Annotated in this window: 14 protein-coding genes; all 14 read right to left on the minus strand. The window is 36.4% G+C overall.

Features of this window, described 5'->3' with window-relative positions; genetic code table 11:
* Nucleotides 1–157: 157 nt before the first annotated feature.
* A complete protein-coding gene (gene uvrA / locus HW423_RS07015; protein ID WP_218931226.1) occupies nucleotides 158–2,986 on the minus strand; it encodes an excinuclease ABC subunit UvrA in 2,829 nt (942 codons plus the stop codon).
* Between the two features lie 148 nt (nucleotides 2,987–3,134).
* Nucleotides 3,135–4,226, minus strand: coding sequence for a substrate-binding domain-containing protein (locus HW423_RS07020; protein WP_218931227.1), 1,092 nt, complete (start codon nucleotides 4,224–4,226; stop codon nucleotides 3,135–3,137).
* A gap of 225 nt (nucleotides 4,227–4,451) precedes the next feature.
* Complete coding sequence (phoU, locus tag HW423_RS07025) at nucleotides 4,452–5,108, minus strand: phosphate signaling complex protein PhoU (RefSeq protein WP_218931228.1); 657 nt, start codon at nucleotides 5,106–5,108, stop codon at nucleotides 4,452–4,454.
* Nucleotides 5,109–5,150: 42 nt separating this feature from the next.
* Nucleotides 5,151–5,909 (minus strand): phosphate ABC transporter ATP-binding protein PstB, encoded by a 759-nt coding sequence (gene pstB, locus HW423_RS07030; protein ID WP_218931229.1) that lies wholly within the window; start codon nucleotides 5,907–5,909, stop codon nucleotides 5,151–5,153.
* Nucleotides 5,910–5,914: 5 nt separating this feature from the next.
* Nucleotides 5,915–6,736 carry a phosphate ABC transporter permease PstA gene (pstA, locus tag HW423_RS07035; RefSeq protein ID WP_218931230.1) on the minus strand — a complete coding sequence of 274 codons (822 nt, stop codon included), beginning with the start codon at nucleotides 6,734–6,736 and terminating at the stop codon, nucleotides 5,915–5,917.
* Nucleotides 6,736–7,599, minus strand: coding sequence for a phosphate ABC transporter permease subunit PstC (gene pstC / locus HW423_RS07040; protein ID WP_218931231.1), 864 nt, complete (start codon nucleotides 7,597–7,599; stop codon nucleotides 6,736–6,738). Before pstC ends, pstA begins: the two co-directional genes overlap by 1 nt.
* Before the next feature lie 361 nt (nucleotides 7,600–7,960).
* Nucleotides 7,961–9,691 (minus strand): two-component system histidine kinase PnpS, encoded by a 1,731-nt coding sequence (gene pnpS, locus HW423_RS07045; protein WP_218931232.1) that lies wholly within the window; start codon nucleotides 9,689–9,691, stop codon nucleotides 7,961–7,963.
* Nucleotides 9,688–10,488: a response regulator transcription factor gene (locus tag HW423_RS07050; RefSeq protein WP_235956377.1), complete on the minus strand. Its 801-nt coding sequence runs from the start codon at nucleotides 10,486–10,488 to the stop codon at nucleotides 9,688–9,690. The genes pnpS and HW423_RS07050 overlap by 4 nt, the downstream gene beginning before the upstream one ends.
* Before the next feature lie 218 nt (nucleotides 10,489–10,706).
* On the minus strand, nucleotides 10,707–11,597 hold the full coding sequence (gene ftsX / locus HW423_RS07055; protein WP_218931233.1) for a permease-like cell division protein FtsX: 891 nt from the start codon (nucleotides 11,595–11,597) through the stop codon (nucleotides 10,707–10,709).
* A complete protein-coding gene (ftsE, locus tag HW423_RS07060; RefSeq protein ID WP_218931234.1) occupies nucleotides 11,584–12,270 on the minus strand; it encodes a cell division ATP-binding protein FtsE in 687 nt (228 codons plus the stop codon). Before ftsE ends, ftsX begins: the two co-directional genes overlap by 14 nt.
* A gap of 83 nt (nucleotides 12,271–12,353) precedes the next feature.
* Nucleotides 12,354–13,455 (minus strand): peptide chain release factor 2 gene (gene prfB, locus HW423_RS07065; RefSeq protein WP_235956379.1). Its coding sequence is split into 2 segments (ribosomal slippage): nucleotides 12,354–13,382 and nucleotides 13,384–13,455, totalling 1,101 coding nucleotides; the frame shifts between segments, so codons are not numbered across the junction.
* A 112-nt stretch (nucleotides 13,456–13,567) separates the two neighbouring features.
* Nucleotides 13,568–15,967: a preprotein translocase subunit SecA gene (gene secA, locus HW423_RS07070; RefSeq protein WP_218931235.1), complete on the minus strand. Its 2,400-nt coding sequence runs from the start codon at nucleotides 15,965–15,967 to the stop codon at nucleotides 13,568–13,570.
* A gap of 272 nt (nucleotides 15,968–16,239) precedes the next feature.
* Nucleotides 16,240–16,794, minus strand: coding sequence for a ribosome hibernation-promoting factor, HPF/YfiA family (gene hpf, locus HW423_RS07075; protein ID WP_218931236.1), 555 nt, complete (start codon nucleotides 16,792–16,794; stop codon nucleotides 16,240–16,242).
* Nucleotides 16,795–17,019: 225 nt separating this feature from the next.
* Nucleotides 17,020–17,679, minus strand: a complete 660-nt coding sequence (locus HW423_RS07080) for a potassium channel family protein (RefSeq protein ID WP_218931237.1) — start codon at nucleotides 17,677–17,679, stop codon at nucleotides 17,020–17,022.
* Nucleotides 17,680–17,690: the final 11 nt, after the last annotated feature.

Raw genomic sequence — 17,690 nt, forward strand, 5'->3', positions numbered from 1 at the left:
ATTGTTCAAAGAAGATTAAGTGAATTCAGCTAGTCATAAAAATGGAAGCCTTCTAAAAGTTCGAATCTCCGCATAAAAAAGCCCAACCAAGTGGTAGTGCCATCACTTGGTTGGGTTCTTGATATGAGGACATTGTTGAACGCCTCAATCATTTCGATTATTTATCTTTATCCATGACGTATTTTAAATATTGTCCTGTAAAGCTGCCTTCAACTTCAGCCACTTCTTCAGGAGTTCCGGTAGCGATGACTTCTCCACCACGGACCCCCCCTTCAGGACCCATATCGATAATGTAGTCAGCTGTCTTAATAACATCTAAGTTATGCTCAATCACAACGACGGTATTACCTGCATCTACTAAGCGATTCAATACTGTAAGTAATTTCTTAATATCATGTGCGTGTAAACCAGTCGTTGGCTCATCTAAGATGTAGAATGTATCTCCTGTTGAAACACGTTGTAGTTCAGAAGCAAGCTTCATTCTTTGTGCTTCACCACCAGATAAAGTTGTCGCTGATTGTCCTAATCGCACGTAACCTAAACCAACATCGACTAAGGTTTGGATTTTGCGTTTGATTTTCGGAATCGCATCAAAGTATACTAAAGCTTCATCAATCGTCATATCTAACACATCTGAAATTGATTTCCCTTTATATTTGATTTCAAGTGTTTCTGAATTATAGCGCGTTCCATGACATACTTCACATGGAACATACACATCTGGAAGGAAATGCATTTCGATTTGCTTAATTCCGCCACCTTTACACGCTTCACATCGTCCACCCTTAACGTTAAAACTAAAGCGGCCTTTGTCATAACCACGTATCTTCGCTTCATTTGTTTGAGCAAATAACCCGCGAATATCATCGAATACACTAGTATATGTTGCGGGGTTACTTCTTGGTGTACGTCCAATTGGACTTTGATCAATATCAATAACTTTTTCAAGCCCTTCAAAGCCCTCTATGGATTCGAATTTACCTGGTCGTTCTTTTGTGCTTGTTAAGCGTTTTGTTAAAGCAATTTTTAAAATGCTGTTCACTAAACTACTTTTACCTGAACCAGACACTCCAGTAACACAAGTGAATCGCCCGATGGGGAAAGACGCTTCAACATTTTGCAGATTATTTTCTTCTGCTCCTTTGACAGTTACCCATCCTTTATCATCATTGCGTCGAGTTTTAGGCACTTCAATTTTTTCTTTTCCAGATAGGTATTTACCTGTCAAAGAGTTCTCATCAGCTTGAACTTCTTCAGGCGTTCCAATAGAAACAATTTCTCCGCCTAATTCACCGGCACCTGGGCCAATATCAATTAAGTAATCTGCAGCCATCATTGTTTCTTCATCATGTTCAACAACAACGAGCGTATTACCTAAATCACGCATTCTTTGTAATGATTTAATTAAACGAGCATTATCTCTCTGATGTAAACCAATCGAAGGTTCATCCAGGATATATAATACCCCACTTAAGTTCGAACCAATTTGTGTCGCTAGACGGATCCGTTGCGACTCTCCACCTGAGAGTGAACCTGCTACTCGACTCATTGTTAAATAATCCAGTCCCACTTCATTTAAGAAAGTCAATCGATCATCGATTTCCTTAATGATTGGATCGGCAATCATCGTATCAGTCACTGAGAAGTCAATAGTTTCAAAGTGTTTTTTAGCATCACCAATAGACATTGCTGTTACTTCGGCGATGTTTTTGTCTGATACACGAACGGATAAGGCTTCTTCATTTAAGCGAGTACCTTTACATGTTGGACACGTTAATTCATGCATATATTCTCGCATAACATCACGCGTGTAGTCAGAATTTGTGTCATTATAACGTCTTTGAACATTATTAAAGACACCTTCAAACGTATTCTCCGTCGTCTTCGTTTCGCCTCGCATTGTTTTGAATGTGAACGAAAATGTTGCGTCCGGATCTCCGTATTTTAACACTTCTTGTTGTTCACTGGTTAAATCTTTATATGGAACATCCGTTGGAATATTATTTTGTTTTGAAAATTGATCGATCATTGATGGATAATAATTTGAACTAATTGGATTCCAAGGTGCAAAAACACCTTCTTCGATGCTTAAGCTATCATCCGGAATAATCAATTCTTCATCGACTGTTAAACGTGAGCCTAAACCATCACAACTTGGACAAGCACCAAATGGTGCGTTGAAAGAAAAAAGTCTAGGTTCTAATTCATCGATGGAGAAATCACAAAACGGACAAGCAAAATGTTCATTAAAGTACATTTCTTCTTCCCCGATAACATCAATAACCACGTAACCTTCAGAGAATAAAAGTGCTTGTTCAACTGAATCAAATAAACGTGATCTCACGCCATCTTTAATAGCTATACGGTCAACAACCACTTCAATCGTATGTTTTTTATTCTTTTCTAATTCGGGAACTTCTGATACATCATAGATTTCCCCATCAACACGCACACGGATATAGCCATCCTTGCTTATTCTTTCTAATAATTTCTTGTGTTGTCCACGTTTGTCACGCACAGCAGGTGATAATATTTGGATACGTGTTCTGTCTGGTAATTCTAAGATTCGATCTACCATTTGCTCTGGACTTTGTCGTTCGATTGGAATATCGTGATTTGGACAATAAGGTGTCCCCACTCGAGCATATAGAAGTCTTAAGTAGTCGTTAATTTCTGTTGCTGTTCCGACAGTAGAACGTGGATTTTGACTGGTTGTTTTTTGGTCAATTGAGATTGCTGGGCTCAAACCTTCAATAGAATCTACATCTGGTTTATCCATTTGTCCTAAAAACTGTCTAGCATATGCAGATAAACTTTCTACATATCGTCTCTGTCCTTCGGCATATAAGGTATCAAAAGCTAACGAGCTTTTTCCTGAACCAGATAAACCAGTCATAACCACTAATTTATCTCTAGGAATTTCTACATCGAGATTTTTTAAGTTATGTGTTCTTGCGCCTTTTACGATTATATTTTTTTGAGCCATATATAACTTTCTCTCCTCAATAATGTTGTATTTACCTTTTGTAAGTATAACACAAAACTCAAACATTTGTTCGCAAAAAGATTGCAAATAGAAATGAAAAACACACCTCCGAAGAGGTGTGTTACAAATCTCTATGATGGTTTAAAAATTATTGAGCTGCTTCTTCCCACTCAGTAACTTCACCTAAGAAGATTGAACGAATTGTTTCTAATGATAAATCTTCTACTGTACTTTCTGGGTGAACTACAACAGCAATTCCATCAAGAGCGATGTTTGCTTGGTTTAATGCTGCAGCTTCATCTTCTGTTAATTCACGAGAAGACATACCTAAGTCAGCAGCTCCACCAGTTGCAGCTTCGATACCAGCAGAAGAACCGTTTGAAGTAATGTTAATAGTTACGTCTGGGTTTAATGCCATGTATTCTTCAGCTAAAACCTCCATAACTGGAGTTACTGATGTAGATCCAACAACTTCAATAGTTCCTTCTAAGCCAGCAGCTTCGTATGAAGGTAATGAAGCAACAACTGATCCTGATTCTTCTTCAGTTGACTCTTCTTCTGTTGCTGATTCTTCTTCAGTTGTTTCTTCTGATGAAGCTTCTTCTTCTGTAGTTTCTTCTTCAGATGCAGCTTCTTCAGCTCCAGCAGACTCTTCGCCTTCAGCTGGCTCTTCAGTTGTTTCTTCTGATGAAGCTTCTTCAGTTGTTTCTTCTGATGAAGCTTCTTCAGATGACTCTTCATCTTCAGCAGATGCAGAAGCATCTACAGCGATGTATCCTTCTTCTTCAACGATTGTTTGCCCTTCTTGAGAGTGGATGAATGTTAAGAAGTCAGCTGATACGTCAGATTGATCTTCTCCCCATGCCACTACGAATGGACGAGCGATTGGGTATTCTCCAGCGTTAATTGCTTCTGGAGTAGCTTCTGCTCCATCAACAGTAACAGCTTTAACTGTATCATCTAATGAACCTAATGAGATATATCCGATTGCATTTGGATCTCCAGCAACAGTTTGCATAACTCCGTTAGTACCGTTTTGGATTGCAGCTGATGTAGTAGTCATGTCATCATCATTTTCGTCAACAACGCCAACGATTTCTACGAATGCTCCACGAGTTCCTGATCCATCTTCACGAGAAACAACGTTAATTGTTCCCTCTTGTGCGAATGCTGGAACAACAGATGATAATACTAATCCTGCTGTTGCTAATAATGGTAAAGCTTTTAATGTTTTTTTCATTAATGTACATCTCCTTTTGATTTTTAATGTTTCAACGACATCTAATCATTCGTCTGATAGTCAAACCATCAGCACACCACTATTATAACAAGCGATTGTAAATTTAATGTAAATCTATTGTAAATTTTATGTTAAGACTCTCTGTTTTCCTTAACGATTTCTTTAATAAAATAAAATCCCCTCTTCATTAAGCCTTAACTTAATGAAGAGGGGATGGGTATGCCATTAGTTTAATTCTACGATGTCTCCTGAGTGTAAGTACACAATTCTTTCGCAAATATTAGTCACATAATCTCCGATACGTTCTAAGTTATTTGCAACACCAATATAGTTAATACCTCCGACAATTACTTCAGTATCAAATTCCATTGTTTTTGCAGCAATTCCATAAATTTGTTGTTGTAGAACATCTAACTCATTGTCACGGTCAGCAATCTTACGTGCTGCTCTAACATCACCATTAACAAATGCTTGAATGACATCAGTAATCATCCCTTGAGCAAGCTCACCCATTTGTTTAACAATATCATCTAGGCGCTCGATTTTTTCTTCGTCAGGATTACGACGAATGACAGTCTTAGCAACAGATGTTGCGTGATCAGCGATACGTTCTACATCTGAATTTGCAGAAAATACTGTAAAGATTTTTCTTAAATCTCCAGTCACTGGTTGTTGTAATGCTATTAGACGGTATGCATCTCTTTCGATTTCAACACTTAAAGCATTAATTCTTAGGTCATCAGCAATTACTTCGTGCGCTAATTCATTATCATTTTCGTCAAACGCTTTAATCGCTTTATGTAATGACTCATTAGCGAAGTTACTTAACATAATTAATTTATCCAAAAATTTTTCTAATTCTTCTTGAAATGCTTCTCTCACTGTTTTTCCTCCTAGAAAATATACGTATTAGATTAAATAAAATTAACCGAAGCGACCTGAAATATAATCATCTGTACGTTGGTCTGTGGGGTTACTGAAGATTTTCTCAGTGTCATCAAATTCAATGACTTCCCCAGTTAAGAAGAATGCTGTTTTATCAGAAATACGTGCGGCTTGTTGCATATTATGAGTAACAATAACAACCGTATATTTCTCTTTTAATTCAGAAATAAGTTCTTCAATTTTCCCAGTAGAAATTGGGTCAAGTGCAGAAGTTGGCTCATCCATAAGTAATACTTCTGGATCGTTAGCAATCGCACGTGCAATACAAATTCTTTGTTGTTGTCCACCAGAAATTGCTGTTGCATTTTTATCTAATTTATCTTTTACTTCATCCCAAATTGCTGCTGCTTGTAAACTTTCTTCAACAATTTGGTCAAGTTGAGTTTTATCTTTAATCCCGTGAGTTCTAGGTCCATAAGCAATGTTGTCATAAATACTTTTTGGGAATGGGTTTGGATGTTGGAACACCATACCAACTTTTTTGCGTAATAAATTTGCGTCATAGCCTTTTTCGTAGATATTTTGACCATCTAAAGAAATTAATCCGTCCACACGAGCATATGATACTAAATCTTGCATACGATTTAATGTTTTGATAAATGTTGATTTACCACAACCTGAAGGTCCGATAAATGCTGTAACTACTTTCTCTTCAATATCCATATTAATATTTTTTAACGCTTGAAAATCACCGTAATAAAAGTCTAAGTCTTTAATTTTAAATTTTGTGTTAGCCATATTTTTTATTTCCCTCCAGAGCCTAGTCGATTACCAATTAAATTTGATAAGCCGTTAATGAATAGAACAATTAATATTAGAATCGATGCAACAGCATATGACTCATCTACGTGAAGTCCTTCTTGAGATAACATATACATGTGAACCGCAAGAGTACGACCTGAATCTCCTAGTGATGATATCATACTTGATGATGATCCTAAAGTATAGATAAATGCTGCTGACTCACCAACAATACGTCCAATTGCTAAGATAACTCCGGAAAGAATACCTGGCATCGCAACTGGCAGAACGACAGTAAAGATTGTTCTTAATCTTCCTGCTCCTAAACCATAACTACCCATACGTAAAGAATCATTGACCGAACGCAATGCTTCTTCAGTAGATGAGATGATGATTGGTAAAATCATAATTGTTACCGTTAAAATACCCGCAAAGTGAGAATATCCCCACTCAAACTGATATACGAATAAAAGCATACCAAACAGTCCGTAAACAATTGATGGAACTGCCGCTAATGTATCAGTTGCTAAACGAATAATTGGTAAGAATTTACTTTTTTGATCAGCGTATTCAACTAAGTAGAACCCAGTAAAGATTCCTACTGGACCTGCAATGAGTAATGATGCACCAATAATAATTAATGTTGAAATAATTGACGGCATCATAGACACATTACCAGTCGAATAATCCCATTCAAACATTGATGCAGATAAATGAGGTATTCCATTATAGAAGATATAACCTACAATGAAAAGTAACATACCTAATGTAAATAAACCTGCTGCCCATACTAATATTTTAATAAAGCTGAATTTTTTAGTCATTAGTCGTTACCTCCTCTGTTTTTAACGAACAGGAAAGTAGTATTTAGGATGATAATAAAGATAAATAATACAACTGCTGTAGCAATTAACGCTTCTCTATGGCGACCACTTGCATAACCCATCTCCAGAACAATATTCGTCGTTAACGTACGAACTCCTTGGTTTAAATCATTAGGGATTGCTGGTTGGTTACCAGTTACAAGAATAACAGCCATTGTCTCACCAATCGCACGACCAATACCTAAGATAATCGCAGATAAGATACCTGATTTTGCAGCAGGTAACATAACGCGCATAACTGAACGGTCATGATCAGCACCTAAACCAACACTCGCTGAGTAGTATTCTTTAGGAACAGCACGTAAAGATGCCTCAGACAAACCAATAATAGTAGGTAAAATCATAATACCTAACAATGTAGAAGCCGTTACAATATTCATCCCTGTTCCACCCATTAAATCACGGAAGAATGGCACAAATAATCTTAATGCAAAATAACCGTATACAATAGATGGAATTGATGCCATTAAGTTAATTGCAGGCTTTGCAAATTTGTATAACCAGTCAGGACAGTAGAATGCCATAAAGATAGACGAAAGAACACCGATTGGAACCCCAATAATAATTGCTCCAGCTGTAACAACAAGTGACCCAACAACCATTGGTAAGATACCAAATGAAGGGTTAGAAGCAGTTGGACGCCATACCTCGTTAAAAATAAAGTTTCCTATTCCTTCTTCAAGTATAAAAGGTACTCCACCTTCAAAAATGAAGTAGAATATTAAAATAATCGAAAGAATCGATAATGACGCACACACTATGAAAACATATTTCATGAATGTTTCAGTAAAATTAGACTGCATACAGAATCTCCTTTAAAAAAATAAGTTACATTACAATTAAGTACCGTAATAGAATACTTGCGTCTTCATTTTACAACTCAATTGTAAATTTTGTGTAAATTTTATGTAAATATTTATAAAGCGGTTTATTATAGTCATTGTAAAGACGGGAACTCGGGAAAAATTGCAACAATTAAAAAACATTTTATATCATCAAGTATTGTTACAACCGAATTACACAAAAAAATCTATATATATTTTTCTGCATATAATTTCTATGATTAAAAAAATATATATAGGTTGCATAAGAGATAATCATACTTTTTCGCTTTATTAAATGCTTTTTTAATATAACTTTTAGCTTGACTCAATGGGAAATAAATTATTCTAAAGGGAGTTTGATATGGAATGTGGTACCAATTCCCACCTCGCTTTCAACATGAATGGTTCCGTTCATGTTCATAATTAAGTTACGTACAATTGATAAACCAAGCCCGGTTCCACCTGAATTTCGACTTCGCCCTTTATCTACTCGATAGAAGCGTTCAAAAATTCGTTCTTGGTCTGCTTTTGGAATTCCAATTCCTTTATCTGAAACAGAAAAATGTACAGAATTATTAACTTGTTCAATATTAATTTTTACTTCACTATCGACATCTGAATAATTAATGGCATTATCGATAAGATTTGTAAAAATTTGCTCAATACGATGTTGATCTGCCTTCATCATCACAGGTCTCTCAGCATCAACTGAAATACTAATATGTTTCTTATCAGCCTGTTTGTAGAAGAATTGAATTAAATTATTCACGGTCTCTACAACTTCAAACGGCTTAACAACCATAGGTTCACTTTTCTTCTCAACACGAGACAATTCTAAAATATCACTAATAATCGTCTCTAACCGATTACTTTCATTTGCAATGATTGTAATAAATTTCTCCGCTAACTCTGGTTGCTTTAAAGCACCATCTAAAAGTGTCTCAGCAAAACCTTTGATTGCTGTCACTGGTGTCCTTAACTCATGTGAAGCATTCGCAACAAACTCTGTTCGAACTGTTTCTAAGCGTCTTACTTGTGTAATGTCATACAATAAGACAAGAATCGATTCAATCTCATCAGGTGATTTCCCGAAAGGAATTATATTCACATCTATAAATTTAGACGTCGGAATATATAGTTCGATGTGATTGCTTAATGGCTGATGCGTCTTAAGTGCTTCATTAATCATATCTACCAGTACATAACTCTTAATTACTGCCTGGAAAGATCTTTGCGTTGTATGTATATCTATATTTAATAATTGCATCGCTTCAGAATTAATTAATTCGATTTTTCCAGAATTACTTATTAAAACTACGCCTAAATTTAAATGTCCCATTAATAAGGATAGCCGTTGCTCACTAGCATTTAAATCACCACGTTTGGTTTTTAACTCTTGTTTTAATGTCGAAATATTTGTACCTAAATTATCGATAACGGGTAAATTACCTCGTATATATTCAAATTGGTACTGATCATCCTCTATATGTTCGACCGCTAAATTGATGGCTTCGATTGGTTTTGTAACAAAGTTAATCATATATCTATACACCAGGTATATTAGAAGTAAGATTAGGAAAATAATGACTGCCATCCACAAATAAAAGTCATCTAACTGATCTTGAAACAACGACTTTTTATAGTACTTTACTAACTGATACGTCCCATCATTTGCTTCAATTGGCGTGTAAACAACATAACCATTTAGATATACCTTGCTCGACACTTTATCTTTTGGAAAGTCTTTTAACTGTTGCCGAACCGTTTGTAATCGGGTTCTTTCAGCAAAATCATCCCAAATAACTTCGCCATCTTTCAGTACAACTGATTCTGCGCTATCTGGACGCTTGAATGGTTCAATATTTAACTCGACTTCTGAAAAGTTCTTAGCATTCATTCCTACATCTTCAAGAAATTCTGCTTGAATCTCAGCTCGTGTCTCCAAGGGTTGTAATATTGAACGATGAATGAGCTGTCTGACAAAATACCCAGAGATACTGATTCCAATTACTATGCACACAATTAAAATAATTCGGGAATTGCGTTGATGTGATCTCTGGTTAAAAATCATTCTTTTGGCACCACGAATTTATACCCAAACCCTCGCACGGTTTTAATATATTCAGGATTTTTCGTATCTTTTTCGATTTTTTCTCGTAAATGACTAATATGAACATCGACAATTCGTGTCTCACCCGCATAATCAAAGCGCCAAATACTATTTAATAATTGTTCACGACTTAAGATACGACCTTTACGAACAGCCATATAAACCAATAACTCAAATTCTTTAGGTGTCACTTCGATTTTATCGCCGTGAACGACAACTTCATATCGATCAGCATAAATTTTAATATCACCTAATTTAATCACTGAATCTGATTCATCTTGTAATAAGTAACGATCTTCTTCGTAGTCATTATAATTATCTTCTAATTCACGTAACTCAGCATCAACTGCTTCTTGATGAGCTTGTTCACTGTCTTTTTCTGACATGTGTTTTGCTTCAGTTCTTCTCAAGATTGCTTTTATTCTTGCTGTTACTTCTCTAGGACTAAATGGCTTAGTCATATAATCATCTGCACCAAGCTCTAAGCCGATGACCTTATCGTACTCGTCATCTTTAGCAGTTAACATCAGAATCGGTGTATCTATATCCTCTTGTCTTACCCGACGGCAAATATCCATACCATCCATTCCTGGTAACATCACATCTAATATAATAAAGTCGTATTCATTCGTCTTTATCATCTTATATCCACTTTCACCATTATTGGCGGTGTCAACGGTATATCCGGCTTCTTTTAAGTTGTATTCTAATAATGTTAAGATTGCAATCTCATCATCAACAACTAGAATATGTTTCATAATTATCCTCCAGTTCATACCTATATACTATAATAATGATCGTGTCTCCTATCTTATCAAAGTATCAAACCATTTTATACAGGAAACTCTACATCAATTTTTATTATAACATTCTTTTAATATTCATTCTGTGTATATATTGTACCTTATCCATTAAAAAAAACTCAAAGGTTACGTAAGCTCTTGCTTTAATAATCTTTGAGTTTTCATATGACTATTTAAAATTTTAAAAATCGTTTAATCGACCGTCTTGCTCCGATAACACCTAATAAAATTCCAATAATCACTAAACCACCCGCAACATAATAAATAAATGGTGTGGTTGGTGTAAAGGCAATGACTTCCACACCTGTAATCTCAACGGTGGCACTTTGCATCCCTTCATAAGCTCCATAAAGTAAGACACTGGCAAAGATCGAACTAATTAAACCTATAAAGGCTCCTTCATAAGCAAATGGTGCGCGGATATAGCTATTTTGTGCCCCAACTAAGCGCATAATTTCAATTTCAGTTTGCCGTGCGTATATGGTTAACTTGATTGTATTCGATATTAGCGCTACTGCAATTACAACGAGAACGGCTGCAATTAATGCAAACACAACTCTGACAATTTCAAGGGTGTTCAATAAGTTTTGCGTATCAATTTCACCATAAGTGACATCCACAGCGTAAGGTAATTCACTAATTTGCTCTGTGACAGCGTCTAAATATTCTGTATCTTCAACAGATACAACAAACACGTTAAATAATGGGTTCGCATCATCACTAAATAGAGCAAACTCTTCCCCGACCCGGTCGATTAAGTCCTCTAGTTCTTCTTCTCTTGTTCGATACGTTATATCAGACACATACTCTATCTCTTCGATGGCTTGGCGTAAGTCCGCTTCATCTTGTTCATCAGCAGCTAAGTCGATGTGAGCTCGAATTTGAACGCCTTCTTCGATATCTTGAGTTATATTATCAACGTTACTCAAGAGCATAATTAATCCACCCACCATTAAGAGTGTGACTGTCATTGTTAAGATAGAGGCAGCAGTCATCCAACCATTACGAAATAAATTACGGAAACCATTACGGAGTTGTCTGAAGAAATTTCTAATGCTTTTCATTATATTCCCCCTCATACTCATCACGAACGAGATTGCCTTTTTCTAAACGAATTAAGCGATGCTTAAATTCATTAACCAAGTGGTCATTATGTGTTCCCATCAGAACAGTGGTTCCATTCTGGTTAATGCGTTCGAGTAATCTAAATATCTCAATTGCATTCTCAGGGTCCAAGTTTCCGGTAGGCTCATCGGCAACGAGAATACGTGGGTGATTAACAATCGCACGTGCAATCGATACACGTTGTTGCTCCCCACCTGATAACTCTTTTGGAAATTGGTTTACTTTTGTTCTTAACCCAACGAGTTCCATAACTTCTTTAACTCGCTTTTTAATTTCTTTACGACTTTTCCCTGTTACTTCCATCGCATAGGCGACATTTTCATACGCCGTTAGGGATGGAAGTAGTTTAAAGTCTTGGAAGATGACCCCTACTTGTCTTCTTAACATAGGGACATCTTTTGGTTTTAATCTATTTAAGTGATATTTTCCTACGACGACTTTTCCTTGCGTTTGTATTTCTTCTCGGTAAAGAATTTTCATTAACGTCGATTTACCGGACCCACTCGGTCCAACGAGGTAGGCAAATTCGCCTTGTTCGATTCGTAGATTAATGTCGTTCAATGCAACAACACCATTCTCATATCGTTTCGATACGTTTGTTAATTGAATCATGTCCTTATCCTCACTTTCAAAATATTCTGTCCAATTGTATATGAAATATGTATCACGGTGATAACAAACTGCTAACTATTAGATTATTCAATGGACCGTTTTAGATAGGCATCAATAAAATCATCTAAATCCCCGTCCATGACTTTATCGGTATTTCCAACTTCATAATTTGTACGGTGGTCTTTAACCATTGAGTAGGGATGGAAGACGTATGATCTAATTTGTGAGCCCCAGCCAATCTCTTTTTGGTCCCCTTTAATTTCAGCTAGTTCTTTTGCTTTTTGTTCAACTTCAAGTTGGTGCAGTTTCGACTTTAATAGTTTCATCGCTTGTTCACGGTTTTGAAGTTGTGATCTTTGAGCCTGACTTTGAGTCACCACTCCAGTTGGAATATGAGTAATACGTACAGCAGAATCCGTCTTGTTAACATGTTGTCCACCGGCACCACTTGCACGATATGTATCAATTCGAATATCATCTGGATTGATATCAATGTCAACTGATTGGTCAATCAAAGGCGTTACCTCTATAGAAGCAAAAGAAGTATGACGACGTGCATTTGAATCAAAAGGCGAGATACGAACTAAACGGTGGACTCCTTTTTCTGATTTAAGTAAGCCATAAGCATTATGTCCTTTAATCTCTAAGATGACACTTTTTATACCCGCTTCGTCTCCAGCTTGATAATCTAAGACTTCAACGCTGAAACCTTTATGATCCGCATATCTTTGGTACATACGAAGGAGCATACTTCCCCAATCCTGGGACTCAGTTCCTCCAGCACCGGGATGAATTTCAAGAATAGCGTCATTTTTATCATATTCACCAGAGAGTAGTAGCATTGTTTCATAACTATCTATGGCTTTAGAAAGAGCTTCAGTTAATTCCTCAGCTTCTTGATACATCTCTTCATCTTTCGTTTCATTATATAATTCAAGTGCCATCGTCAACTCTTCAACTTGGTCTTCAAGTGAGCTAATGGTTTGGTATGTTTCTTTACTACTGTTTAACTCTTGGATGACTTCTTGAGCTGCCTCATTATCATCCCAAAAATCTGGTTGACTCATTTGATATTCATAATCTGCAATATCCGCTTCTAATGCGTCTAAGTCAAAGAGACCCCCTAAAGCTATCCATCTTTTCTTGAGCATTTTCGACAAATTGTGTCATTTCATAAAGTTCCATCGTCCTATTCACTCCATCTAATTAAATTCCTTTGTAGTATAGCACCATAATAATCTTTCGTAAAAGAAAAACCGGCAGTGATAATTCCCCTGCCGGCTAACTTATTCAAAAATTAGTTTGTTCCACCTGGTTTATTCACTTGCTCACGTTCAACATTTTGTCTTACTTGAGCTTTCATAATAAAGCGAGTGACATCATATTCAATCGCAGCAACCATTTCTTCAAAGCGGTCAAATCCTTCTGTTTGGTATTCAGTTAATGGATTCGTTTGAGCATAAGCCCTTAGTCCTACACCTTGACGTAAATGGTCCATCATATCAATATGATCTGTCCATTTAGAGTCGACAACACGTAAGATAATTACTTTCTCAAACTCAGCTATTTGTTCTGGTCCATTAAGTTGAGAAATTTTTTCACTATATACTTCTTCAGCTTTTTTATATAAGAAGTTTACTAATTCCTTTTTATTTTTACCTTGTAAGTCTGATAACTCTAAAGTTTCTGGATTTACAATCGCTGAATGTGCGAAGTCTAGTAAAGATTCTAATTTCCAATCTTTTTTCTCACCTTCGGTTGCATAAGCAACTTGGCGTTCTATGGTACGTTTGATCATTGCTTTAACATAATCTGTTAATGGTTCACCTGCATCAATCACTTCGTGACGTTGTCCATAGATAACTTCACGTTGTTCACGCATAACTTCGTCATATTCAAGAACATTTTTACGTGTATCATAGTTATTACCTTCTACACGTTTTTGAGCTGATTCAACTTGACGAGTTAACATGCGGCTTTGAATTGCTACATCGTTCTCATCTTCGTCTTCGTTTAATTTCTCCCAGAGTCCTTTAATACGGTCTGAACCGAAACGACGCATTAAATCATCTTCTAATGATAAGTAGAATTGTGATGCACCTGGGTCACCTTGACGACCCGAACGCCCACGTAATTGATCATCTATACGACGTGACTCATGACGTTCTGTACCGATTACACATAAACCACCTAGCTCTTTCACTCCGCTACCTAGTTTAATATCGGTACCACGACCAGCCATGTTCGTTGCAATCGTAACTGCACCGCGTTGACCAGCTTGCATAATAATTTCTGCTTCTTTAAAGTGGTTTTTCGCATTTAATACTTCATGCGGTACTCCTTTTCTAGTTAAAAGTTGTGATAAGTATTCTGATGTTTCTACCGCAACCGTACCAACTAGAATTGGTTGGCCTTTTTCGTGACGGCGAATAATTTCATCCGCTACTGCGTTAAATTTCGAGCGTAGGTTCGGGAATAGTAAATCCGCTGCGTCATCACGGATCACTGGACGGTTTGTTGGGATTTGAATAACATTCATCGCATAAATTTCACGGAACTCATCTTCTTCCGTCTTAGCTGTACCAGTCATCCCAGCTAATTTGTTGTACATACGGAAGTAGTTTTGGAACGTTACTGTCGCCATAGTCTTAGACTCATCTTCAATGTCTACGCCTTCTTTCGCTTCAATCGCTTGGTGTAGTCCATCTGAGTAACGACGTCCTTCCATGATACGTCCGGTAAAGCCGTCAACGATTTTTACTTTTCCTTCGTCAACTACATAGTCAATATCGACTAACATAATGTAGTTGGCACGTAAGGCTTGGTCAATATGGTGAACAAGTGCAGTATTATCTACGTTATATAAGTTTTCTAAACGGAATACTTTCTCTGCTTTATCCACTCCGCCGTCTGTTAAGTTGATTGATTTTGATGTTAGATCAATTGTATAATCTTCATCTTCTTTTAACCCTTTAACAAAGTAATCGGCACGCGTATATAAAGCTGTTGATTTACCGGCTTGCCCAGAGATAATTAAAGGAGTTCTTGCCTCATCAATTAAGATTGAGTCAACCTCATCGACAATCGCGTAATAAAGTGGTCTTTGAACCATTTGGTGTTTGTAAACAACCATATTATCACGTAAGTAGTCAAAGCCTAGTTCGTTATTTGTACTATAAGTAATATCTGAGTTATAAGCTTCACGTTTTTCGCTTGGGTTCATTGAGTTTAAGTTCAAGCCAACTGTTAGGCCTAAGAAGCGGTACACTTCTCCCATTTCTTTCGAGTCACGAGTTGCTAAGTAATCGTTCACTGTTACAACGTGAACACCTTTACCAGCTAACGCGTTTAAGTAAACTGGCATTGTTTCTGTTAACGTCTTACCTTCACCAGTCTTCATCTCAGCAATATTACCTTCATGGAGAATAATTCCACCTTGGATTTGAACTTTATATGGGAATAATCCAAGTACACGACGAGCTGCTTCTCTTACAACAGCGAATGCTTCAGGTAAAATGTCCTCTAATGTCTCTTTATTAGCGAGACGGTTTTTAAATTCAGTAGTCATGTTACGGAGTTGTTCATCAGTCATTTCACGGTAAGTAGGCTCCATAGCCATAACTTCGTCAGCGATTTTACTTGTTCTGCGTAATTCGCCTTTATCATTTTCAATTAAATTTTTAAGAAAATTAGCCATCAATACTGCTCCTTTTATTCATTATCTATGTCATGTAAGACCTTGATTCAGTCTGAATCGGCCAATAGTTAAACACACTTCCCTATTCTAACATGAATATCAAAAAATGAAAATATCAAATAGCATTCATAAGCACTCTTATCAAGAATTTCAGGGGTTTTTCTCATTGTCTTTAAAGTAAATTTTAATTCTTTGTAATTTCTTAAAAAATATTAGCAAAAAGGCAAAGGACACATTGTCCCTTGCCTTTTAATATCTTTATAATGCTGTCATTAGAGTGATGAGGTTTCTAGTAAGCCGTAACGACCATCTTTACGACGGTAAACAATTGAAATTTCCATTGTTTCAGCATCTGTATAAATAAAGAAGTCATGACCTAGCATGTTCATTTGTAGAACTGCTTCTTCGCTGTCCATTGGTTTTAAATCTACTCGTTTAGAACGAACGATTTCTAATTCTGGATCTTCAGAAACTGGCTCCTCTGGAGCAGATGTATCTGGGTTTAGGCCTTCGAAACCGCGTTCTCTTGACTTACGGTTAATTTTTGTTTTATATTTTCTTACTTGTCGTTCTAATTTATCCACGACAAAATCAATACTTTTATATAAATCTTCACTTGTCTCTTCTGCACGAAGAACTAAGAATGGTAATGGAATTGTTACTTCAGCTTTTGCAGTTTTATCAGAGTATACTTTTAAATTCACATAAGCAGTTGCGTCTGGAACGTCTGTAAAGAAACGTTCTAATTTTTGAACTTTTTTCTCTGCATAATCGCGAATTGCTTGTGTAACCTCGATATTTTCTCCACGTACATTATAGTTAAACATACTAATCCCTCTTTTCCAATATTTTCTAATACTATGAATTAATTAAACTCAAAGTTAATATGGAATGAATGCAAGTCTCTATTATTAACTCAACTTTACCTCTCACTTAACATTTGATTCTAAAGAATAAATAGTGATTAGGAAAAAAAGTAGTTATCTACCACTTTTATTTATTATATCATAGATCCAGTATATTGAAAACGCAAACACCCTCTAGATTTCGTATTAATTTCGAAACTGTTGTCTTAAAGTATCACCGGTTGAAATGCCAAGAAATTCATCGTCTTCTTGAATGATATAATCCCCAGTGAACTCCACATGAAACTGTTCCGTATTCTCTTTACGAATAGCGATAATATTCGTACCATATTTTTTTCGGAAATCCATTTGATTTATTGACTTACCAACCCATTCGTCTTTTACTGGGAAGATACTGATATTGTTACGGTGATCAAGTCCAATTAATTCATGAACCGTTGGGTTACTTAATTCACGCGCAATTCGAACACCCATCTCTACTTCTGGTAATATGACACGGTCCGCGCCAACTTTTAGTAAGACATCTCGGTAATCCGCATTTTTAGATTTGACGATAATTTTTTCGATGCCTAATTTTTGTAGATGGAGAATAGCTAGGATAGTGTCTTCTAATCTTTGTGATGTTGCGACAACTGCGATATCACAGTCACCAACGCCGGCATCTTTCAGTTGATCAATCTTCGTAAAATCACCCTGAAGACTTTGAGCCACTTCATCAATAATCTCTTCAACATGATCCATATTCTTGTCCATCCCGATAACATCCACATTTTCTTTAGTTAAAGTACGTGCTAGTGATGTTCCAAATAAACCTAAGCCTAAAACGGCAATTGTTTTTCTTCTCATAATTTCTCCTT

The organism is Ruoffia halotolerans (assembly GCF_014049385.1).
GTDB classification, from domain to species: domain Bacteria; phylum Bacillota; class Bacilli; order Lactobacillales; family Aerococcaceae; genus Ruoffia; species Ruoffia halotolerans.

What these genes read in the sequence shown, in the direction of transcription:
- uvrA (WP_218931226.1), bottom strand. Translation starts at nt 2,986, where the DNA reads ATGGCTCAAAAAAATATAATCGTAAAAGGCGCAAGAACACATAACTTA.
- HW423_RS07020 (WP_218931227.1), bottom strand. Translation starts at nt 4,226, where the DNA reads ATGAAAAAAACATTAAAAGCTTTACCATTATTAGCAACAGCAGGATTA.
- pstB (WP_218931229.1), bottom strand. Translation starts at nt 5,909, where the DNA reads ATGGCTAACACAAAATTTAAAATTAAAGACTTAGACTTTTATTACGGT.
- pstA (WP_218931230.1), bottom strand. Translation starts at nt 6,736, where the DNA reads ATGACTAAAAAATTCAGCTTTATTAAAATATTAGTATGGGCAGCAGGT.
- pstC (WP_218931231.1), bottom strand. Translation starts at nt 7,599, where the DNA reads ATGCAGTCTAATTTTACTGAAACATTCATGAAATATGTTTTCATAGTG.
- pnpS (WP_218931232.1), bottom strand. Translation starts at nt 9,691, where the DNA reads ATGATTTTTAACCAGAGATCACATCAACGCAATTCCCGAATTATTTTA.
- HW423_RS07050 (WP_235956377.1), bottom strand. Translation starts at nt 10,488, where the DNA reads ATGAAACATATTCTAGTTGTTGATGATGAGATTGCAATCTTAACATTA.
- ftsX (WP_218931233.1), bottom strand. Translation starts at nt 11,597, where the DNA reads ATGAAAAGCATTAGAAATTTCTTCAGACAACTCCGTAATGGTTTCCGT.
- ftsE (WP_218931234.1), bottom strand. Translation starts at nt 12,270, where the DNA reads ATGATTCAATTAACAAACGTATCGAAACGATATGAGAATGGTGTTGTT.
- secA (WP_218931235.1), bottom strand. Translation starts at nt 15,967, where the DNA reads ATGGCTAATTTTCTTAAAAATTTAATTGAAAATGATAAAGGCGAATTA.
- hpf (WP_218931236.1), bottom strand. Translation starts at nt 16,794, where the DNA reads ATGTTTAACTATAATGTACGTGGAGAAAATATCGAGGTTACACAAGCA.
- HW423_RS07080 (WP_218931237.1), bottom strand. Translation starts at nt 17,679, where the DNA reads ATGAGAAGAAAAACAATTGCCGTTTTAGGCTTAGGTTTATTTGGAACA.